Source organism: Novosphingobium resinovorum (assembly GCF_027922145.1).
Taxonomy (GTDB): Bacteria; Pseudomonadota; Alphaproteobacteria; order Sphingomonadales; family Sphingomonadaceae; genus Novosphingobium; species Novosphingobium resinovorum.
In genome coordinates, this window is sequence record NZ_BSFC01000024.1 from 26,192 (window position 1) to 45,855 (window position 19,664).

General features: G+C 64.7%; 19 protein-coding genes. 14 read left to right on the forward strand and 5 right to left on the reverse strand.

The features are described 5' to 3' along the window. The first annotated feature begins 110 nt into the window (after positions 1 to 110). Positions 111 to 875 (forward strand): class I SAM-dependent methyltransferase, encoded by a 765-nt coding sequence (locus PKE80_RS15040; protein WP_271183206.1) that lies wholly within the window; start codon positions 111 to 113, stop codon positions 873 to 875. A 31-nt stretch (positions 876 to 906) separates the two neighbouring features. Beyond that, a complete protein-coding gene (locus tag PKE80_RS15045) occupies positions 907 to 2,313 on the forward strand; it encodes an NAD(P)H-dependent flavin oxidoreductase (protein ID WP_008830975.1) in 1,407 nt (468 codons plus the stop codon). 21 nt (positions 2,314 to 2,334) lie between these two features. Here PKE80_RS15045 and PKE80_RS15050 read toward each other — a convergent pair whose 3' ends face one another. The 3 genes from PKE80_RS15050 to PKE80_RS15060 form a co-directional block, all read right to left on the reverse strand. Beyond that, positions 2,335 to 2,811, reverse strand: a complete 477-nt coding sequence (locus tag PKE80_RS15050) for a DUF805 domain-containing protein (protein WP_271183207.1) — start codon at positions 2,809 to 2,811, stop codon at positions 2,335 to 2,337. Between the two features lie 31 nt (positions 2,812 to 2,842). After that, entirely contained in the window at positions 2,843 to 4,129 is a 1,287-nt protein-coding gene (locus tag PKE80_RS15055) for an ammonium transporter (protein WP_271183208.1), read from the reverse strand. A 196-nt stretch (positions 4,130 to 4,325) separates the two neighbouring features. Continuing rightward, the gene (locus PKE80_RS15060) at positions 4,326 to 5,324 is read right to left on the reverse strand and encodes a 2-hydroxyacid dehydrogenase (RefSeq protein WP_271183209.1); all 999 of its coding nucleotides are present in this window, start codon (positions 5,322 to 5,324) and stop codon (positions 4,326 to 4,328) included. Positions 5,325 to 5,407: 83 nt separating this feature from the next. Between PKE80_RS15060 and PKE80_RS15065 the strand changes: the two genes are divergently transcribed. After that, a complete protein-coding gene (locus PKE80_RS15065) occupies positions 5,408 to 5,899 on the forward strand; it encodes an SH3 domain-containing protein (RefSeq protein WP_271183210.1) in 492 nt (163 codons plus the stop codon). Positions 5,900 to 5,903: 4 nt separating this feature from the next. On the opposite strand, the gene PKE80_RS15070 is transcribed toward PKE80_RS15065, so the two are convergent. Both PKE80_RS15070 and PKE80_RS15075 read right to left on the reverse strand, forming a co-directional pair. Continuing rightward, positions 5,904 to 8,699, reverse strand: coding sequence for a bifunctional diguanylate cyclase/phosphodiesterase (locus PKE80_RS15070; RefSeq protein ID WP_271183211.1), 2,796 nt, complete (start codon positions 8,697 to 8,699; stop codon positions 5,904 to 5,906). A 277-nt stretch (positions 8,700 to 8,976) separates the two neighbouring features. Next, positions 8,977 to 10,170: an acetyl-CoA C-acyltransferase gene (locus PKE80_RS15075; protein WP_271183212.1), complete on the reverse strand. Its 1,194-nt coding sequence runs from the start codon at positions 10,168 to 10,170 to the stop codon at positions 8,977 to 8,979. A gap of 419 nt (positions 10,171 to 10,589) precedes the next feature. On the opposite strand from PKE80_RS15075, the gene PKE80_RS15080 reads away from it, so the two are divergent. From PKE80_RS15080 to nuoI, 11 genes are read left to right on the forward strand one after another with little or no spacing between them, the layout of a single operon-like run. After that, entirely contained in the window at positions 10,590 to 10,964 is a 375-nt protein-coding gene (locus PKE80_RS15080; RefSeq protein WP_008833064.1) for an NADH-quinone oxidoreductase subunit A, read from the forward strand. A 38-nt stretch (positions 10,965 to 11,002) separates the two neighbouring features. Next, positions 11,003 to 11,530, forward strand: a complete 528-nt coding sequence (locus PKE80_RS15085; RefSeq protein ID WP_197524448.1) for a NuoB/complex I 20 kDa subunit family protein — start codon at positions 11,003 to 11,005, stop codon at positions 11,528 to 11,530. A gap of 6 nt (positions 11,531 to 11,536) precedes the next feature. Beyond that, positions 11,537 to 12,346, forward strand: coding sequence for an NADH-quinone oxidoreductase subunit C (locus PKE80_RS15090; protein ID WP_271183213.1), 810 nt, complete (start codon positions 11,537 to 11,539; stop codon positions 12,344 to 12,346). A 2-nt stretch (positions 12,347 to 12,348) separates the two neighbouring features. Further along, positions 12,349 to 13,554, forward strand: coding sequence for an NADH-quinone oxidoreductase subunit D (locus PKE80_RS15095; RefSeq protein WP_036522905.1), 1,206 nt, complete (start codon positions 12,349 to 12,351; stop codon positions 13,552 to 13,554). After that, positions 13,551 to 13,901 carry a nuclear transport factor 2 family protein gene (locus tag PKE80_RS15100; RefSeq protein WP_271183214.1) on the forward strand — a complete coding sequence of 117 codons (351 nt, stop codon included), beginning with the start codon at positions 13,551 to 13,553 and terminating at the stop codon, positions 13,899 to 13,901. The genes PKE80_RS15095 and PKE80_RS15100 overlap by 4 nt, the downstream gene beginning before the upstream one ends. A gap of 22 nt (positions 13,902 to 13,923) precedes the next feature. Next, positions 13,924 to 14,127: a hypothetical protein gene (locus PKE80_RS15105; protein ID WP_008833059.1), complete on the forward strand. Its 204-nt coding sequence runs from the start codon at positions 13,924 to 13,926 to the stop codon at positions 14,125 to 14,127. After that, entirely contained in the window at positions 14,120 to 14,788 is a 669-nt protein-coding gene (locus PKE80_RS15110) for a complex I 24 kDa subunit family protein (protein ID WP_271183215.1), read from the forward strand. The genes PKE80_RS15105 and PKE80_RS15110 overlap by 8 nt, the downstream gene beginning before the upstream one ends. Continuing rightward, positions 14,788 to 16,098 (forward strand): NADH-quinone oxidoreductase subunit NuoF, encoded by a 1,311-nt coding sequence (nuoF, locus tag PKE80_RS15115; protein WP_036522913.1) that lies wholly within the window; start codon positions 14,788 to 14,790, stop codon positions 16,096 to 16,098. Before PKE80_RS15110 ends, nuoF begins: the two co-directional genes overlap by 1 nt. Then, positions 16,098 to 18,116, forward strand: coding sequence for an NADH-quinone oxidoreductase subunit NuoG (gene nuoG, locus PKE80_RS15120; RefSeq protein WP_271183216.1), 2,019 nt, complete (start codon positions 16,098 to 16,100; stop codon positions 18,114 to 18,116). The genes nuoF and nuoG overlap by 1 nt, the downstream gene beginning before the upstream one ends. Next, positions 18,113 to 19,159 (forward strand): NADH-quinone oxidoreductase subunit NuoH, encoded by a 1,047-nt coding sequence (nuoH, locus tag PKE80_RS15125; RefSeq protein ID WP_036522919.1) that lies wholly within the window; start codon positions 18,113 to 18,115, stop codon positions 19,157 to 19,159. The genes nuoG and nuoH overlap by 4 nt, the downstream gene beginning before the upstream one ends. Next, positions 19,156 to 19,641: an NADH-quinone oxidoreductase subunit NuoI gene (gene nuoI / locus PKE80_RS15130; protein WP_008833054.1), complete on the forward strand. Its 486-nt coding sequence runs from the start codon at positions 19,156 to 19,158 to the stop codon at positions 19,639 to 19,641. The genes nuoH and nuoI overlap by 4 nt, the downstream gene beginning before the upstream one ends. Positions 19,642 to 19,664 lie beyond the last annotated feature (23 nt).

Here is a 19,664-nt window from a genome sequence, read left to right on the forward strand (position 1 = left end):
AACGTGGCGGCCGTCTCGTCCCGGGACAGTGGCCGGGGCGAGAGGGCATGAATGCGACGGATCTCTTTCAACCGTTTTGCCAATCGCGCGCACAGGCGCTAAGGGGCCGCATGTTTCGCGCGCATACCCTCTTTCCGGCCATGCTGGTGCCTGCTCTGTTGAGTCTGGCCGCCTGCCAGCAGCCTGCTGTCGATGACGGCCGGGAAAAGGGCGCGCCCAAGTTCCCCAAGCCCGATCGCCCCGTTGCGCAAAGCACCTCCAGCACGTTCTCCACCGAAGCCCAGCGCGACAGCGCGGGCGAGGCCAACACGGTAATGGACCTTGCAGGCGTGGCGCCCGGCATGAGCGTGGCCGATCTCGGCGCGGGCGAGGGGTACTACACCGTCCGCCTCTCGCACCGCGTCGGCAAGAAGGGCCGGGTTCTGGGCGAGGATATCGATCGCGGTGCCAACGAACGCCTCGCCACGCGCGTCATGCGCGAGGAACTGGAGAACGTCTCGATCAAGCTGGGCCGCCCGAGCGATCCCAGCCTGCCCGAGAAGAGTTTCGACCGCATCTTCCTGGTCCATATGTACCACGAGGTCGGCGACCCTTACGGTTTCCTCTGGAGGCTGCGCCCGGCGCTGCGTCCCGGCGGTAAGCTGGTGGTCGTGGATGTCGATCGCCCCGCCGGTGGGCATGGCCTGCCGCCTTCGCTGCTTTTCTGCGAATTTGCGTCGGTGGGCTATCGGTTGACGGAATTTGTTCGCAAGCCCGAATTACAGGGCTATTATGCGCAGTTTGAAGTCGCAGGGGCAAGGCCTGCGCCGGCAGATATAAAGCCGTGCCGAATTTCGGGGGTAGCGCCGCCGAAAACCAATGGATCGCAGAGCTGAGCCGCGAAAGCCTGGGGAAAGACGAGAGAAAATGAGTTTCAAGGGTCTCAAGCCGATCATCTATGGTGGCCGTGAAGTCTGGCCGCTGGTCGAAGGCGGCAAGGGCGTCGCCGCGACGAACCACATGAGTTCGGGCGCGTGGGCGGCTGCGGGCGGCATCGGCACGGTCAGCGCGGTGAATGCCGACAGCTACGACGCCGAAGGCAAGATCATCCCGCAGATCTACAACGCACTGACCCGCAAAGAACGCCACCAGGAACTGATCGACTACGCCATCGACGGCGCGGTCGAGCAGGTCCGCCGGGCTTTCGACATTTCGGGCGGCAAGGGCGCGATCAACATCAACGTCCTGTGGGAAATGGGCGGCGCGCAGCAGATTCTCGAAGGCGTTCTGGAAAAGACCCGGGGCATGGTCACGGGCGTCACCTGCGGTGCGGGCATGCCTTACAAGCTGTCCGAGATCGCGGCGCGCTTCAACGTCAACTACCTGCCGATCGTCAGCTCCGCGCGTGCGTTTCGCGCGCTGTGGAAGCGTGCCTATCACAAGGTCGCCGACCTGATGGGCGCGGTGGTCTACGAGGATCCGTGGCTGGCGGGCGGTCACAACGGCCTGTCCAACGCCGAAGACCCGCTCAAGCCCGAGGATCCGTATCCCCGCGTCAAGGCCCTGCGCGACACCATGCGCGCGGAAGGCGTGCCGGACAGCGTGCCGATCGTGATGGCGGGCGGCGTCTGGTTCCTGCGTGACTGGAACGAATGGATCGACAACCCGGAACTCGGCTCGATCGCGTTCCAGTACGGCACCCGTCCGCTGCTGACGCACGAGAGCCCGATCCCGCAGGCGTGGAAGGATCATCTGCGCACGCTGGAGCCCGGCGACGTGCTGCTCCACCGCTTCTCGCCCACCGGCTTCTATTCCTCGGCCGTGCGCAACCCGTTCCTGCGCAATCTGGAAGCACGCTCGGAGCGTCAGATCCCCTATTCGAAGGTTGAGGCGGGCGTGCACACCGTACGTCTCGACGTCGGTGTGAAGGGCAAGAACTTCTGGGTCGCCCCCAAGGATCTGGAGCGCGCGCGCACCTGGTCGGCGCAGGGCTTCACCGATGGCCTGCGTACGCCGGACGACACGATCATCTTCGTGAACCCGGCAGAGCGCGACGAAATCCGCAAGGATCAGGCCGACTGCATGGGCTGCCTGTCGCACTGCGGTTTCTCTTCGTGGAAGGACCACGACGACTACACCACTGGCCGCCTTGCCGACCCGCGCAGCTTCTGCATCCAGAAGACGCTGCAGGACATCGCCCATGGCGGTCCGATCGACGAGAACCTGATGTTCGCGGGTCACGCGGCCTACAAGTTCAAGCAGGACCCGTTCTATTCGAATGGCTTCACGCCGACCGTGAAGGAACTGGTCGATCGTATCCTGACCGGCGACTGATCGGACAGGACAACGCGGCTTTCAAGCGGCCGGTACGGAGCGATCCGTGCCGGCCATTGTCGTTTCGGAGCGGGACGGCCAGGCGACCATTGCAAGGAAGCTGGCGACGGCGGGCAAGGTCAGCAGCCAGTCGACATAGCTGAGCACGGCCTCGATCGCGCTGCGCACGCTCCATCCGGCAAGGATGCCGACGAGTTCCAGCAGCAGCATGCGGGCGACGAGGATCAGCAGAGGGGCGCTCCACCAGCCGCTTCGGCCGAGGTCGTGGAAGCGGCGGATCGACAGGGCGAACAGGGGCAGGGCGACCTTCACCTGTACGCCCAGCATGACGGCGCGCAGGACAGGGCTGGGATCGAGCCAACTCGTCGCCAGGGCCAGCACTGCGACCGGGATCTGCGAAATCAGGATGTAGGTGACGAACTCGCGGCGGTCGGCCTTGCCGCGAAAGTCCAGGGAGCGGGCGACACTGCGGCCAGCCTGCCGGAAATAGGTGATCATCGCCGCATTTCCGGTTTTGCGGGGGTGAGAGTCAATCGAAATTCCATGCCCGTTCGCCGTGGGTGGCGCCGTCCAGCCCTTCGCGCTCGGCATCCTCCGACACGCGCATGGGGAACGCCAGTGAGGCCATGAGCGCGAGGATCACCGTGCCGACGAGCGACCATACCGCGACCACCAGCACGCCTATCCCCTGCGCCGCAAGTTGCGCGACCGGATTCATGTCGTCGCCATATCCCACGCCGCCCAAGCTTTCGGACAGAAACACGGCGAGCAGCAGCGATCCTAAGATGCCGCCTATGCCCTGTATCGCAAAGACGCCGAGCGCATCGTCGATGAGCAGTTTACGTCGGACGAGCAGCGCCGCGAAGTGGCAGATGATGCCCCCCAGCGCTCCCAGCAGCAGGGCAGAGCCCGGCGATACGAAGCCGGCTGCCGGAGCGAGTGTCGCCAAACCTGCCATAGCGCCGGTCGCAAAGCCGGTCGCGGTGGACCTGCCGGCAGTCAGCCGCTCGACCAGCAACCATGTCATGGCGGCGGCGGCGGAGCCCACGTGCATCGCGATGATGGCTGCGGCGGCATCGTCGTTGGCGGCGATGGCGGAGCCGCCACTCAGCGCCAGCCAGCCGATCCACAGCAGCGCCATGCCCGCAATGGACAATGCCGGGCTCTGGGGTGCGACAACCCCTTGCGTGACGCCCTTGCGCCGCCCTAGCATCACTGCGACGACCAGCGCCGATACGCCCGCAGTCACGTTGACGACGATGCCGCCCGCCCAGTCGAGCGTCCCCACGCCGACGGCAAGCCAGCCTCCACCCCACAACCAGTGTGCGACGGGGGCATAGACGACGAGGCCCCACAGTGCGGCGAAGGTGACGATCCATCCGAACCGCGCGCGTTCCGCTCCGGCGCCGACGAACAGGGCCGGAGCGAGGGTAGCTAAGACCATCTGATACAGGGCATAGGCGCTTTCCGGAACGTTGGTTCCCGTACGCACGTTGCCCAATGAGATCAGCATCCAGGCATTGCCCTTGCCCAGCCAGCCGCCCGCCACGTCGCCGAACGCGATAGTATAGCCGACGATGATCCAGACCATCGAAGCCGCAGCGAAAATTGCCCCGCACTGGACCAGGATGGAAAGCGCGTTCTTTGCGCGCACTTGTCCCGCGTAGAAGAGTGCAAGGCCCGGCAATGCCAGCAGGGCAAGCACCGAGGCGGCGAGCATCCACGAAGTGTCGCCCCCGTCCGCGACGTCGAGTCGTCCATCCTGCGCGAAGCTGACCGTTGGTGTAAATGCGGTGCCCAAGACCGCGAAGGCCATCGATAGTGGCAAGCTGGCAGCCATTGTCGAACGCCTGATCATCGCGCCGTCATTCCCCATGAGATTCGCCGCAGCGATAGCGGGCGAACCCTTTACGGGGGGTTAGATCAGGAAACTAATTCGGTACAAGCGATTGCAATCCCGAAGTGGATTGATGCCCGGGGTTTGAAGCATTGGTACTTCAGGAATCGAGGCTTCAGGCCGGGTCGGGCAGCACCATGTCGGGCGGGCGGTGACCATCGACCCAGGAACGGATGTTGGTTACGATCTTGTGACCTGCCGCGCCGCGTCCCTCGTAAGTGGCGCTGCCGAGGTGGGGCAGGGCGACGAGGTTGGGCATAGCCAGCAGTCGCGGATCGACTTGCGGTTCGCGTTCGAAAACGTCGAGCGCCGCCGCGATGCGCTCCTGGGACAGTACTTTGACGAGCGCATCCTCGTCGACGAGACGTCCCCGGCTCGTGTTCACGAGACATGCGCCCGGCTTCATCAGGCCAAGGCGGCGGGCATCGATGAGGTGTCTGGTTTCGGGTCCGGCAGGGCAATGCAGCGTCAGGATGTCGGCCTCGGCGACGAGCCGGTCGAGATTGGGCTCGTAGCGGGCAGAGACCATGTTCTCGACCGCCGGGGGCAGCCGATGCCGGTTATGGTAACGGATTTCCAGCCCGAACGCCCGTGCACGGTATGCCACGGCCTGCCCGATCCGTCCCATGCCGACTATGCCTAGTGTCTTGCCGCTGAGGGAATGGCCCAGCATCGAAGACGGTGCCCATCCTTCCCACCGCCCTTCGCGAAGCGTCCGCGCGTTCTCGCTGAAGCGGCGGGAGACGAGTATGATCAGCGCGAGCGTCAGGTCGGCGGTGTCGTCGGTGAACACGCCGGGCGTATTGGTCACGAGAATGCGGTGGGCCCGCGCTGCGGCGAGGTCGATATGGTCGGTGCCCGCACCGAAGCTTGCGATCATGGCGATGCGCTCACCGGCACCGGCGATCATTGCAGCGTCTATCATGTCGGTGACGGTCGGCACCAGCACGTCGCAATCGTGCATAGCCGTCTCCAACTGCACCCGCGTCATCGGCCGGTCGTCGAGGTTGGGGACAAGGTCGAAAAGCTCGGCCATGCGCGCTTCGACCTCCGGCAGCAGCCGTCGCGTGACGATCACGCGGGGACGGGGCGGGAGCGGGCGCGCGGTGTCCATTTCGGGTCATGAGCTAGGCCTTCCACAGGGGCGTGGTCAAGCGCCCTTGATGGGCCTCCTCGCCGCGCGGTAAGATCGCCGCGATGAACCGTCCCGCTTTTTTTTCGTCGCCCTTGCTGCTTGCGACGGCCGTGCTCGGCCTTCTTGCCGCGCAGCCGGCGCGTGCCGCCAATGACGATAAGGTGCCCTACTGGGCCTCGATCGACGCCGAAATTGCGAATTTGCGTGTGGGGCCGGGCGATTCGTATCGCATCGACTGGGTCTATCGACGCCCGCACCTGCCGGTGAAGGTTCTGCGTCGCGAGGGGCCGTGGCGACTGGTGGAGGATCCGGATGGCTCTAAAGGCTGGATGCGCGACCTGCTGCTGTCCCGCCAGAGAGCCGCAATGGTCAAAGACGGCAGCCTGATCGAAATGCGCGCCCAAGGCAACGGTGCGTCCGCCATGCTTTGGCGCGTCGAGCCCGGCGTCGTCGGCCTGCTCGGTGAATGCAAAGAGGGCTGGTGCCCGTTCGACACCGACGGGCACAAGGGTTTCGTGCGCGAGGACCAGCTCTGGGGTACCGGGGCGCCCTGATTGCTCAACTGAGCTGTATGAAGTCGGCTTCTGCGGCAAGTCTGCTTGGCGAAAGGCCCGGCCTGCCGAAGTAGAAGCCCTGCGCCTCGTCGCAGCCCTGTGCCCGAAGCAAGTCCAGTTGCTCGATCGTCTCCACGCCTTCCGCCAGAACCGGCACGTTGAGGCTGTGGCCGAGCGCGAGGACGGCCTTGATGATCGCGCAGGCCTCCACGCTCTGCTGTGAGCGCAGCACGAACGACTTGTCGATCTTGATCTTGTCGAACGGGAACGAGTGCAGCGTGTCGAGCGAGGAATAGCCGGTCCCGAAATCGTCGATCGCGATGCTAACCCCCAGCGTCTTGATCTGGCGCAGGAAATGCAGGGCGCGCAGCTTGTCGGCGATGATCGCGGTCTCGGTGATCTCCAGTTCGAGGCGGCGCGGCGACAGGCCGGTCTCAATCAGGATGTTCTGCACGATCGCCACGAAGTCGTTCTGCAGTAGCTGGATGGGCGAGAGATTCACGGCGACCTTCAGATGCTCCGGCCAGGACCGCGCCTCGCGGCAGGCTTCGCGCATGACCCATTCGCCGACGCGGAAGATCTCGCCGGTCTCCTCGGCGATCGGGATGAATTCGACCGGCGAGACAAGCCCACGCGTCGGGTGGCGCCAGCGCAGCAGGGCCTCGTAGCCGGACAGCCTGCCAGTCGCGAGTTCATGCTGGGGCTGATACAGCACCGTGAGTTCGCCGCGATCGACTGCATGGCGCAGGTCATTGGCGATCTGGCGGCGGGCGCGCGCCGTCTCGTCCATTTCCGGCTCGTAGAAGGCGATGCGTTCGGTGACGCTGCCCTTGGCGCGGTACATGGCAAGGTCGGCGTTGTTGAGCAACTGCTCGCGTCGGGCGCCGTCCTCCGGAAACACCGCGAGGCCGATGCTGCCGCCGAGGTGAAAGGCGTTGTCGTCCGAGCCGAACGGTGTCGCGAAGCACTCTTCGACGCGCCGCAGGAATACATCGAGTTCGTTCCGGTCGCGGAAGCGCTTGGCGGCGGCAAATTCGTCGCCACCAAGGCGTGCGACGATCTCGCCGTCGTCGAGCACATCGACCATGCGCTGGGCGAGATGTTGCAGAGCGGCGTCGCCTGCGGAATGCCCGCGGGTGTCGTTGATTTCCTTGAAGCGGTCGAGGTCGATCATGACTACGGCAAGCTGGTGCCCGAAGTGGCGCGCCTCTTCCAGTTCGGCGTCGATCCAGTGGGCGAAGCTGTTGCGGTTGGGCAGGCCGGTCAGGTTGTCGTGCATCGCCATGTGCGCGATCTTCGCCTCGGAGCGGCGGCGTTCGGTGATGTCGTCGAACGTCACGACGCGCCCACCGCCGGGCATCGCGCGGCTCGTCATCGATACGACGAGGGTTTCGCCGAGGTCGAGGGTGACCGACGCGGCGGCCATGTCGGCGACGGGGCGCGTGAAATGGCGATGCAGGTCATCGCGGCGCCCGCGCGAGGCCGAGCGCCCGGCGGGCGCGGCGAGAACGGCGCCCGCGACGGCTTCGGCCTTCATGCCTGACAGGGAGGTGTCCGGGGCGATTCCCCAGATCGCGTTGAAGCGCGGATTGGCAATGCGCAGGCGGCCGTCCGCGTCGAACAGGCACAGGCCCTGGTGCATGTTGGCCAGCGCCGCGTCGAGGTGGCCCGTCATTTCACGAACGCGGTCCTCGTCCTCCTTGAACCGCGTCATGTCCCGGGTGATCTTGGCGAAGCCGATGTGCTCGCCAAGTTCGTTGGCGACCTTCTCTATGGTGACGTGAGCCCAGAAGCGGGTGCCGTCGCGCCGGACGCGCCAGCCCTCGCCGCTGAACTTGCCTGTCTTGGCGGCATCGGCGACGGCGCGGCGGGGCAGGTCGTCGGCCTGATCTTCGGGCGTGTAGAACGCGGCGAGCGGCATGCCTACGGCTTCATCGGAAGAGTAGCCCTTCAGGCGCTGTGCGCCCGCGTTCCAGTTGACCACCTGACCGTCGCGGTCGAGCATGTAGATCGCGCAGTCGGTGATGCCCTTGACGAGAATGCTCATGTCGCGCTCGGTCGCATGGAGAACCAGACGGGCTCGGCGGGCGATGCTCAGGACCGCGATGCTGATGGCGAGCAGGGCGAGCGATCCGGCGCTGATAGCGGCTGCCATGCTGTCGGGGGAGAGCAGGGTGCCGCCGTGCAGGTCGAGCGGCGCGGGCGTCAACTGCATCGCGGCCATGCCGGTGAAGTGCAGCGACACGATCGAGAGGGCCAGCAGGCCCGCAGCCGCCAGCGCGCTGAGAATCGAACGCCCCTTGACCGAAAGCGCGAGGGCGGGGCAGGCGGGCAGCACCGCGAAGAGCAGCGACACCGCGACGAAGGCGGGACGCCAGTGGATGTCGGCGGGAAACTCGATCGCGGACATGCCGATGTAGTGCATCGCGATGACGCCCGAGCCCGCGAGCAGGCCGGCAAGCGCGAAACCCTTGCGATGCGGCAGGGCGAGGGAGACCGCGAACGACAGCGAGGTCATGACCACCGCGATGAGCAGCGAGATCACGGTGGCGGGAACATGATATCCCACGACCAGTCCCGGGCCGTAGCCGAGCATCGCGACGAAGTGCGTTGCCCAGACGCCGAAGCCGATGGCGCTGCCCGCACCCACGATCCAATGGCACGCAGCCGATCCCGACAAGTGGCGGGCATGACGCAGCAACTGCACCGCGCACAGGGTGGAGACGACGCAGATCGCGGCTGCCAGCAGGACAAACCATCTGTCATGCTGATCGTGAATGCACAGCAGAACGTCGAACATCGGCAACCCTAGTCATCAGAAACCTGATGGCTGTTAGGGTTGATTGGTTAACACGGGCCTAACTCTGTTCCCGCAGTGAGGTCATGTCTGACTGAAACACCGTTCGTCATCCCCGCGAAGGCGGGGACCCAGCTGATGCCGGTGCAACAGGAACTGTCAGGAGAGGGGTTCCCGACTTCGCGGGGATGACGATGACACGGATCGCCCACCACAAGACACGCCGCGCGTTAGGAAATGCCCCCTGCCCGGGTTGCGGGCAGAGGGCATTTCCTTGTCGTCAGGCCAGTTCGACCGCGATCGCCGTGGCTTCGCCGCCACCGATGCAGAGGCTGGCGACGCCCTTCTTGAGGCCCTTTTCCTTGAGCGCGTTGATGAGCGTCACGATGATGCGCGTGCCCGAAGCACCGATCGGATGGCCGAGCGCGGTGGCGCCGCCGTGGATGTTGACCTTGTCATGCGGGATGCCGAGGTCGTGCATCGCGAACATGGCAACGCAGGCGAAGGCTTCGTTGACTTCGAACAGGTCGACGTCGGCGAGGTTCCAGCCCACCTTCTCGACCAACTTGGTGATTGCGCCGACCGGGGCGGTGGTGAACTTGGCCGGCTCCTGCGCGTGAGCCTCGACGCCGACGACGGTAGCCACCGGCGTCAGGCCCTTGGCATCGGCCACGCTCTTGCGCGTCAGCACCACGGCGGCCGCGCCGTCCGAGATCGAGCTGGAGCTGGCGGCGGTGATCGTGCCGTCCTTGGCGAAGGCGGCGCGCAGGGTGCGGATCTTGTCCGGATTGCCCTTGGGCGGCTGCTCGTCGGTGTCGACGATGACTTCGCCCTTGCGCGTCTTCACGGTGACGGGGACGATCTCTGCGGCGAAGGCGCCCGAGGTGATCGCTTCCTGCGCGCGGCGCAGCGACTCGATCGAGTAATCGTCCTGGTTCTCGCGGGTCAGCTGGTATTCGTCGGCGGTGACTTGCGCGAACGAGCCCATCGAGCCGCCTTCGTAGGCGTCTTCCAGACCGTCGAGGAACATGTGGTCGTAGATCGTGTCATGACCGGCGCGTGCGCCCGAACGGTGCTTCTTCGAAAGATACGGGGCGTTGGTCATCGATTCCATGCCGCCCGCGATCACCACGTCGAGCGAACCGGCGGCCAGTGCCTCGGCGCCCATGATCACGGTCTGCATGCCCGAGCCGCAGACCTTGTTGACGGTGGTAGCCTGCACCGACTTGGGCAGGCCGGCCTTCAGCGCGGCCTGGCGGGCAGGGGCCTGGCCGAGACCAGCGGGCAGCACGCAGCCCATGTAGATTCGCTCGATGTCCTCGCCCGCGACGCCAGCGCGCTCGACGGCGGCCTTCACCGCGGTCGCGCCGAGGTCGGTCGCCGATACGTCCGCCAGCACGCCCTGCAGACCGCCCATGGGGGTGCGCGCATAAGAGAGGATGACGATCGGGTCGGAAGCCGAAATCTGGGCCATTGGCATACCTTTCACACTGATGACTGTTCTAGTTGACGAATGGGATAATGTTGCGCTGCGTCAATTGCAATGATGCGACAGTACGAGGCGCCTCTACACCGTCCCGCCGGTTTCCTCCGGAGATGGGAAGCTCCGCCCGATTGCCAAGATATGTCCGCCGCGTTTCGCGAACAATTCGCAATAAACCGGTTGCACGAAGCGACTTGACGATTGCGTCAGGCGCCTCGGGGTGGGCAAGCGCCGGGAAACTGCGGGATTGGACACTTTGTCGTGTTGCAATGCAATGCGAATGGCGGATTATTGTGCCGGGATACCCTTGCGAGGCGCGGTGGGCTGGCCTAAGGACGCGCCAACTTGACGGGCTCACCATGACATATTCGAGTCCGCCAACGTCGCATTCGCGGTAAGAGGCAAGAACATTGACCGATCTGTCGCAATACCTGCCGATCCTCATCTTCCTGGTGATCGCGCTTGGGCTTTCGTCCGTGATCGTGTTCCTTCCGCTGGGCGTTGCCCGGCTGACCGGCACGCACCAGCCCAGCGCAGACAAGAACAGCGAATATGAGTGCGGCTTCCCCGCCTTCGAAGATCCGCGCAGCCAGTTCGACGTGCGATTCTACCTGGTGGCGATCCTCTTCATCATCTTCGACCTCGAAGCTGCCTTCCTGTTCCCCTGGGCCGTGTCGCTCAAGCTGACGGGCTGGGCCGGTTGGACGACGATGATGGTATTCCTGGGCGAACTGGCCATCGGCCTCGCCTATGCCTGGAAAAAGGGAGCTTTGGACTGGGAATGAGCACGCTCGTTAACTCGGCGGGCCAGCCTCTGGCCCCGATGTCGCCGGTCGGCGGCGCGATCACCGCGCCCGACCAGTCGTTTTTCAAGGATCTCAATCAGGAAGTGTCCGACAAGGGCTTCTTGGTCACCTCGACCGAGGAACTGTTCCAGTGGGCCCGTACGGGTTCGCTGTGGTGGATGACTTTCGGCCTCGCGTGCTGCGCGGTCGAGATGATTCACGTCAACATGCCCCGCTACGACATGGAGCGCTTCGGCGCCGCGCCGCGCGCTTCCCCGCGCCAGTCGGACGTGATGATCGTGGCAGGCACGCTCTGCAACAAGATGGCCCCCGCGCTCCGCAAGGTCTACGACCAGATGTCGGAGCCGAAGTACGTCATCTCGATGGGCAGCTGCGCCAACGGCGGCGGCTACTATCACTACAGCTACTCGGTGGTGCGCGGCTGCGACCGCATCGTGCCCGTCGACATCTACGTGCCGGGTTGCCCGCCGACTGCCGAAGCGCTGCTTTATGGCGTGATGCAGTTGCAGCGGAAGATCCGCCGCGTGGGCACCGTCGAGAGGTAAGGCCAGATGCCCGTTCTGCATTCCGCTCCGAAGATCGCCTCGAACGAGGGCGTCCTCGACGCTCTCGTCGCCGCGCTGGGCCCCAAGGTCGTCTCCGCGAAGGAGGAGCATGGCGAAATCGTGCTCACTATCGCGCGAGACGAGATCGAGAACGCGCTGCGCATCCTGCGCGACGATCACGAATACCAGCAGATGATGGAAATGGCCGGCGTCGATTATCCGTCGCGTCCTGAGCGTTTCGAAGTCGTCTACATGCTGCTTTCGGTCACCAAGAACCATCGTATCATGGCGAAGGTGACGGCGGCCGAGCACACCCCGGTCCCGACGATCACCACGCTGTGGCCGAACGCCGGCTGGCTGGAACGCGAAGTGTTCGACATGTACGGCGTGATCTTCGCCGGCAACAAGGACTTGCGCCGCATCCTCACCGACTACGGTTTCGAGGGCCACCCGTTCCGCAAGGACTTCCCGCTCACCGGCTACCAGGAACTGCGCTATTCCGAAGAGGACAAGCGCGTTGTGTACGAGCCGGTCAGCCTCGCGCAGGATCTGCGCCAGTTCGACTTCATGAGCCCGTGGGAAGGCGCCGACTACATCCTTCCGGGTGACGAGAAGGCGCCTGCGCCTGCCGCTCCGGCTGCGGCTCCGACGCCCAAGGCGACCGAGAGCAAGGCCGACACCGGCGCCGGTGAAAAGGCGAACGAAAAGGCTGTCGAAAAGGAATCCGCACCCGCTCCGGCCAAGACCGAAGACGGGAAGGCCCCTGAGGCGCCCAAGGAAACCGAAAGCCGTCCGGACAAGGGAGACGTCAAGTGAGCATGCTGCTTGAACAGTCGCCCACCACCGGCGACGAGGTCATCACCAACTACACGATCAACTTCGGTCCCCAGCATCCGGCGGCCCACGGCGTTCTGCGCATGGTCATGGAACTGGACGGCGAGATCATCGAGCGGATCGATCCGCACGTCGGCCTGCTCCATCGCGGCACCGAAAAGCTGATCGAGCACAAGACGTACCTCCAGGCGCTGCCGTACTTCGACCGCCTGGATTACTGCTCGCCGCTCGGCATGGAGCACTCCTACGTGCTCGCGATCGAGAAGCTGCTGAACCTCGAGGTTCCGCTGCGCGCCCAGTACCTTCGCGTGCTGTTCGCCGAGCTGACCCGCATCTGCAACCACATGATGAACATGGGTTCGCACATCATGGACATCGGCGCGATGACGCCGAACCTGTGGCTGTTCGAAATCCGCGAGGATTGCCTCAACTTCTTCGAGCGCGCCTCGGGCGCCCGCATGCACTCGGCCTGGTTCCGTCCCGGCGGCGTGCATCAGGACGTGCCGCTCAAGCTGCTGACCGACATCGCCGACTGGCTCGACACGCGCCTGCCGGAACTGTTCGAGGACGCGCTGAGCCTCGTCGCCGACAACCGCATCTTCAAGCAGCGCAACGTCGATATCGCCACGGTGTCGAAGGAAGACGCGCTGGCATGGGGCTTCTCCGGCCCGATGATCCGCGGTTCGGGCATCGCCTGGGATATCCGCAAGGCGCAGCCCTACGACGTCTATGACCGCATGGACTTCGAGGTTCCCGTCGGCACCAGCGGCGACTGCTACGACCGCTTCATGTGCCGTGCCGAGGAAGTGCGCCAGTCTGCCCGCATCATGAAGCAGTGCCTGCGCGAAATGCCCGAAGGTCCGGTGGCTTCCACCGACCGCAAGGTCGTTCCGCCCAAGCGCGCCGAGATGAAGTCCTCGATGGAATCGCTGATCCATCACTTCAAGCTCTACACCGAAGGCTTCCACGTTCCGGCGGGCGAAGTCTACGTCGCGACCGAAAGCCCCAAGGGCGAATTCGGCGTCTATCTCGTGTCGGACGGCTCGAACAAGCCGTACCGCTGCAAGATTCGCCCGACCGCGTTCAGCCACCTGCAGGCGATGGACTTCATGTCCAAGGGGCACATGCTGCCGGACGCCACGGCGATCCTGGGCGCCATGGACATCGTGTTCGGGGAGTGCGACCGTTGAGCAATCTCGACACCGCCAAGGCCATGATCGCGGCCTACAACGCGCAGGACGTCGATACGTACGTCTCGTACATGACCGATGAGGCCTGCGAGGCGAACTATCGCGGCGCCGTCGTGCGCGAAGGCAAGGAGGGCACCCGTTCGGGCCTCGCCGCCGCTTTCGCCAAGTGGCCGCAGAACAAGGCCGAGATCGTCGAAGCCTCGCAGATCGGCGCTTACGTGCTGATGCGCGAGCACGTGACGCGCGGCCCTGCGAGCGACGGTTCGGAACTCGTGGACCCGTTCGACGTGATCGCGGTCTACAGCTTCGAAGGCGACAAGTGTTCGCGCGTCGAATTCATTCGTTGATGATCGCAAAGGGGTGGGACCTGTGACGAAGTTCAACACTGTAGAAATGATCCGTATCTGGGCGACCCTCACGGGTCTGTTCCTCGTCGGGCTCTACTTCGTCGTTCTTTGGCTCGGGATCGCTCCCTCGCCGATGATCGCCATGCTGGCGACTGCCATCGGCGGCTTCGAGATTTTCTTTTTCGGCCAGGATCAGTGGCTGAAGCGCAGAGGTAAGCATGGCTGACCGCTATATCGAACCCGATACGCCCGAATTGCGGGCCCGTTGGGGTAATTTTGCCTGGACCGAGGCGAACGCCGCCAAGGCCAAGGACATCGTCGCGCGCTATCCCGAAGGGCGCCAGCGCTCGGCGGTGATGCCGCTGCTCGACCTTGCCCAGCGCCAGGTCGGTGCCGAAGAGAACACGCAGGGCTGGCTGCCGATCCCGGTGATGGAATACATCGCCGAGTACCTCGCCATGCCGGTCATCCGCGTGGTCGAGGTCGCCTCGTTCTACACGATGTACAACATCGCGCCGATCGGTCGTTTCCACGTTCAGGTCTGCGGCACCACCCCGTGCATGCTGCGCGGTTCGGACGATCTGCTGGCGACCTGCAAGTCGCGCGGCATGAAGAAGGGCCACATCTCGGCCGACGGCCTCTGGTCGTTCACCGAGGTCGAGTGCATGGGCAACTGCGCCTCGGCCCCGATGGTCCAGATCAACGACGACAATTACGAGGACCTGACCTCGGACCGCCTGAACGCCGTGCTCGACGCACTGGCGCGCGGCGAGACGCCGAAGGCAGGCACGCAGGACCCGGCACGTCACACCGTGGAACCGGTGGGCGAGCCGACCAACCTCGTCGCCATGATGACCGAAAACCATGACTATCGGAGCGAGTGGTAATGGCTCTCCTCGATAAGGATCGCATCTTCACCAACCTCTACGGCTTCCAGCCGTGGAACCTGAAGGAAGCGCAGGCGCGCGGCGCCTGGGACAACACCAAGGACCTGATCGCGCGCGGCCGTGACGCCATCATCGACGAGATGAAGGCTTCGGGTCTGCGCGGGCGCGGCGGTGCGGGCTTCCCCACCGGCATGAAGTGGTCCTTCATGCCCAAGCAGCCGCCGCTCGACCAGAACGGCAACCCCAAGCCCAGTTTCCTCGTGATCAACGCGGACGAATCCGAGCCGGGTTCGTGCAAGGACCGCGAGATCATGCGCCACGATCCGCACCTTCTGTTCGAAGGCGCTCTGGTGGCCGGTTTCGCGATGGGCGCGCGCGCGGCCTACATCTACATCCGCGGCGAATACATCCGCGAGGCCGAAGTGCTCTTCGCCGCGCGTGAGGAAGCCTATGCGGCGGGCCTGCTGGGCAAGAACGCGGCGGGTTCGGGCTACGACTTCGACGTCTTCGTCCATCGCGGCGCAGGCGCTTACATCTGCGGCGAAGAAACCGCGATGATCGAGAGCCTCGAAGGCAAGAAGGGCCAGCCCCGCCTGAAGCCGCCGTTCCCGGCCGGCGCGGGCCTCTACGGCTGCCCGACCACGGTGAACAACGTGGAATCGATCGCGGTTGCGCCCACCATCCTGCGTCGCGGCGCTTCGTGGTTCTCCTCCTTCGGGCGTGAGAACAACAAGGGCACCAAGCTCTTCCAGATCAGCGGGCACGTGAACCGTCCCTGCGTGGTCGAGGAAGAGATGTCGATCCCGTTCAGCGAACTGATCGAGCGTCATTGCGGCGGCATTCGCGGCGGCCGCGACAACCTGCTGGCGGTGATCCCCGGCGGTTCGTCGGTGCCGCTGGTGCCGTCCGCCGACATCTGGGACGCGCCGATGGACTTCGACGGCCTAAAGGCGGTTGGCTCGGGCCTCGGCACTGCCGCCGTCATCGTCATGGACAAGTCCACCGACATCGTCCGCGCTATTTCGCGCCTCTCGTACTTCTACAAGCATGAAAGCTGCGGCCAGTGCACCCCGTGCCGTGAAGGCACGGGCTGGATGTGGCGCGTGATGGAACGCCTGCGCACCGGCGACGCGCATGTCGAGGAAATCGACATGCTCCAGCAGGTCACCAAGCAGGTCGAAGGCCACACCATCTGCGCGCTCGGTGACGCAGCCGCGTGGCCGATCCAGGGCCTCATCAAGCACTTCCGTCCCGAGATCGAGCGCCGCATCGAAGCGCGCCACGGCTCGCTGCAAGAGGCTGCAGAATAATGCCTAAGGTAAAAGTAGACGGCGTCGAGATCGAGGTTCCTGCAGGCGCCACCGTGCTGCAGGCCGCCGAACTCGCCGGCAAGGAAATCCCGCGCTTCTGCTATCACGAGCGCCTGAGCATTGCCGGCAACTGCCGCATGTGCCTGGTTGAAGTGAAGCCCGGACCGCCCAAGCCGCAGGCAAGCTGCGCGCTTCCCGCCACCGAAGGCCAGGAGATCCGCACGGATTCCGAAATGGTCAAGAAGGCGCGGGAAGGGGTGATGGAATTCCTTCTCATCAATCACCCGCTCGATTGCCCGATCTGCGATCAGGGCGGCGAGTGCGACCTGCAGGACCAGTCGGTCGCCTACGGTCGCGGCGGTTCGCGGTATCACGAGCACAAGCGCGCGGTAACCGAGAAGTACATGGGCCCGCTCATCAAGACCACGATGACGCGCTGCATCCACTGCACCCGCTGCGTGCGCTTCTCGGAAGAGATCGCCGGCGTGGACGAGATCGGCGCGCTCTATCGCGGCGAGACGATGCAGATCACGACCTATCTGGAGAAGGCCGCGCATCACGAGATGTCGGCCAACGTGATCGACCTGTGCCCGGTCGGCGCGCTCACCAGCCGTCCTTATGCGTTCGAAGCGCGTCCCTGGGAGCTGAAGAAGACGCTCTCGATCGACGTCTCCGACGCGACCGGCGCCAACATCCGCATCGACGCGCGTGGCCGCGAAGTGCTCCGCGCACTTCCGCGCAACAACGACGACGTGAACGAGGAATGGCTGAGCGACAAGGCGCGCTTCCAGGTCGACGGCCTGACCAAGCGCCGCCTCGACAAGCCGTTCCTGCGCCGTGACGGCAAGCTGGTCCAGGCCACCTGGAACGAGGCCTTCGCCGCTCTGTCGACCCTGAACCCCGGCGCCTCGATTGCGGCTGTCGCGGGCGACATGGTCGATTGCGAGACGATGTTTGCCGCCAAGGCACTCGTCGGTGCGCTCGGCTCGAGCCTGCTCGAAGGCCGCCAGACCGGCATGGACTACGACACGTCGAGCCTGGCCGCCGTCAACTTCAACACCACCTTCAACGACATCGAGACGGCTGACGCCATCCTGATCGTCGGCTCGATGGTTCGCTGGGAAGCGCCGACGGTCAATGTCCGTCTGCGCAAGGCCGTGAAGCGCGGCGCCAAGGTGTTCCTCATCGGTCCGGAGTGGGAAACCACCTTCGGCGGCGAGTTCCTCGGCGAAGACCTCTCGCTGATCGGCAACCTGCCGGGCCACGTCGCGGACACCCTTTCGGGCGCCAAGCGTCCGGCGGTGATCCTGGGCGGCGCGGCTCTTGGCCGTGGCGGTCTGGAAGCCGGCCTTGCCCTGGCAGGCCAGCTCAACCTCGTCCGCACGCTGGAAGACGGCACCGCCTGGAACGGTTTCAACGTCCTGCACATGGCGGCTTCGCGCATGGGCGGCCTGATGCTCGGCTACGCGCAGAAGGGCGGCATCGCCGACCTCGCCGCCGCCAAGCCCAAGGTGCTGATCTCGCTCGGCGCCGACGAAGTGGACTATACGAAGTTCGCGGACTCGATGATCGTCTACATCGGCCACCACGGTGACAAGGCGGCCCACGCTGCCGATGTGATCCTGCCCGCCTCGGCCTACACCGAGAAGGCCGGCACTTACGTCAACACCGAAGGCCGCGTGCAGTTCGCCGACAAGGCCGTCTTCGCGCCCGGCGACGCGCGTGAGGACTGGACGATCCTGCGCGCGCTGGCCGATGCCTTCGGCGTTTCGGTCGGCTTCGACAGCTTCGATCAGCTTCGCGCTGCCATGGTCGCCTCGGTCCCGGCGCTCGGCGTCGAGGGTCTGGCGGACTACGGCGCGGCTCTGCCCGCGGGCGGTGGTTCGGCTTCGGGCGCGATCGCTTATCCGATCAAGGACTTCTACATGACCAACCCGATCGCGCGCGCCAGCGCGACGATGCAGCGTTGCTCGGCCGAGCTGCTGCACGGTGAAGAGTTCGCGGAGGCCGCGGAATGACTTCGTTCTTCCAGTCCCTCGGGATGCCCTTCGAAGGGGCATGGCTCCTCTCCACCATCTGCGGCATCCTGTTGATCGCGCTGCCGCTGATGCTGGCCGTCGCGATGATCATCTACGTCGACCGCAAGATCTGGGCTGCCATGGCGCTGCGCCGTGGTCCCAACGTCGTCGGTCCGTTCGGTCTGCTGCAGTCCTTCGCGGACGGCCTGAAGGTCTTCCTTCAGGAAACCATCATCCCCTCGGCTGCGAACAAGGGCATCTTCCTGATCGCGCCGGTCGTCACCTTTACCGTGGCGCTGATGGCCTGGGCGGTGATCCCGTTCAATTCGAACGCGATCTTGGCCAACATCAACATCGGCCTGCTCTACGTCCTCGCGATCAGCTCGCTGGGCGTCTACGGCACGATCATGGCGGGCTGGGCTTCGAACTCGAAGTACCCGTTCTTCTCGGCGATGCGCGCCTCGGCGCAGATGATTTCCTACGAAGTCTCGATCGGTTTCATCCTGATCTGCGTCGTCCTGTGGGCCGGTACGTTCAACATGAACGGCATCGTCCTGGCGCAGAAGGGCCACGTTTTCGGCATCATCAACGGCTTCGTCGCGAACCCGCTGCTGTTCCCGATGTGGGTGATGTTCCTGGTGTCGAGCCTTGCGGAAACGCAGCGTGCGCCGTTCGATCTTACCGAAGCGGAATCCGAACTCGTCGCCGGTTACCAGACCGAATATTCGTCGATGGCCTTCGCCGCCTACTGGCTGGGTGAATATGCCAACGTGCTCCTGATGTGCGCGCTCAACGCGACGCTGTTCTGGGGTGGCTGGCTGCCGCCGCTCGATATTCCGGTGCTCTACCTGATCCCGGGCTTCGTGTGGTTCCTGCTCAAGATCTTCTTCTTCTTCTTCGTGTTCAGCTGGGTCAAGGCGACGGTGCCCCGTTACCGTTACGACCAGCTGATGCGCCTGGGCTGGAAGGTCTTCCTCCCCGTTTCGCTCGCTTTCGTTGTGATCGTCAGCGGCTACCTCATGGCTACCGGACACTTCGCATGACCGTCGCATACCTCATAAAGAGCTTCACGCTCTGGGAGTTCGTGAAGGCGCACTGGCTGACCTTGAAGTATTTCTTCAAGCCCAAGGCGACGATCAACTACCCGTTCGAGAAGAACCCGCTTTCGCCCCGCTTCCGCGGCGAGCACGCCCTGCGCCGTTATCCCAACGGCGAGGAACGCTGCATCGCCTGCAAGCTGTGCGAAGCGATCTGTCCGGCGCAGGCGATCACCATTGAGGCGGCGCCGCGAGTGGACGGTTCGCGCCGCACCACGCGCTACGACATCGACATGACCAAGTGCATCTACTGCGGCTTCTGCCAGGAAGCTTGCCCGGTCGATGCCATCGTCGAAGGGCCGAACTTCGAATACGCGACCGAAACGCGCGAAGAACTGCTTTACGACAAGGCCAAGCTGCTGGCGAACGGGGACAAGTGGGAGCGTGCTATCGCCGCGAACCTTGAAGCCGACGCGCCGTACCGTTAACCGGCGCGCGCAAGGAAACGGGC

Bases quoted from the DNA above. Each gene is read 5' to 3' on its own strand.
- PKE80_RS15060 (WP_271183209.1), bottom strand. From the start codon at position 5,324: ATGGACACCGCGCGCCCGCTCCCGCCCCGTCCCCGCGTGATCGTCACG.
- nuoF (WP_036522913.1), top strand. From the start codon at position 14,788: ATGGCTCTCCTCGATAAGGATCGCATCTTCACCAACCTCTACGGCTTC.
- PKE80_RS15090 (WP_271183213.1), top strand. From the start codon at position 11,537: ATGCCCGTTCTGCATTCCGCTCCGAAGATCGCCTCGAACGAGGGCGTC.
- nuoH (WP_036522919.1), top strand. From the start codon at position 18,113: ATGACTTCGTTCTTCCAGTCCCTCGGGATGCCCTTCGAAGGGGCATGG.
- PKE80_RS15045 (WP_008830975.1), top strand. From the start codon at position 907: ATGAGTTTCAAGGGTCTCAAGCCGATCATCTATGGTGGCCGTGAAGTC.
- PKE80_RS15085 (WP_197524448.1), top strand. From the start codon at position 11,003: ATGTCGCCGGTCGGCGGCGCGATCACCGCGCCCGACCAGTCGTTTTTC.
- PKE80_RS15095 (WP_036522905.1), top strand. From the start codon at position 12,349: ATGCTGCTTGAACAGTCGCCCACCACCGGCGACGAGGTCATCACCAAC.
- PKE80_RS15065 (WP_271183210.1), top strand. From the start codon at position 5,408: ATGAACCGTCCCGCTTTTTTTTCGTCGCCCTTGCTGCTTGCGACGGCC.
- PKE80_RS15070 (WP_271183211.1), bottom strand. From the start codon at position 8,699: ATGTTCGACGTTCTGCTGTGCATTCACGATCAGCATGACAGATGGTTT.
- PKE80_RS15110 (WP_271183215.1), top strand. From the start codon at position 14,120: ATGGCTGACCGCTATATCGAACCCGATACGCCCGAATTGCGGGCCCGT.
- PKE80_RS15050 (WP_271183207.1), bottom strand. From the start codon at position 2,811: ATGATCACCTATTTCCGGCAGGCTGGCCGCAGTGTCGCCCGCTCCCTG.
- nuoI (WP_008833054.1), top strand. From the start codon at position 19,156: ATGACCGTCGCATACCTCATAAAGAGCTTCACGCTCTGGGAGTTCGTG.
- PKE80_RS15040 (WP_271183206.1), top strand. From the start codon at position 111: ATGTTTCGCGCGCATACCCTCTTTCCGGCCATGCTGGTGCCTGCTCTG.
- PKE80_RS15075 (WP_271183212.1), bottom strand. From the start codon at position 10,170: ATGGCCCAGATTTCGGCTTCCGACCCGATCGTCATCCTCTCTTATGCG.
- nuoG (WP_271183216.1), top strand. From the start codon at position 16,098: ATGCCTAAGGTAAAAGTAGACGGCGTCGAGATCGAGGTTCCTGCAGGC.
- PKE80_RS15055 (WP_271183208.1), bottom strand. From the start codon at position 4,129: ATGGCCTTCGCGGTCTTGGGCACCGCATTTACACCAACGGTCAGCTTC.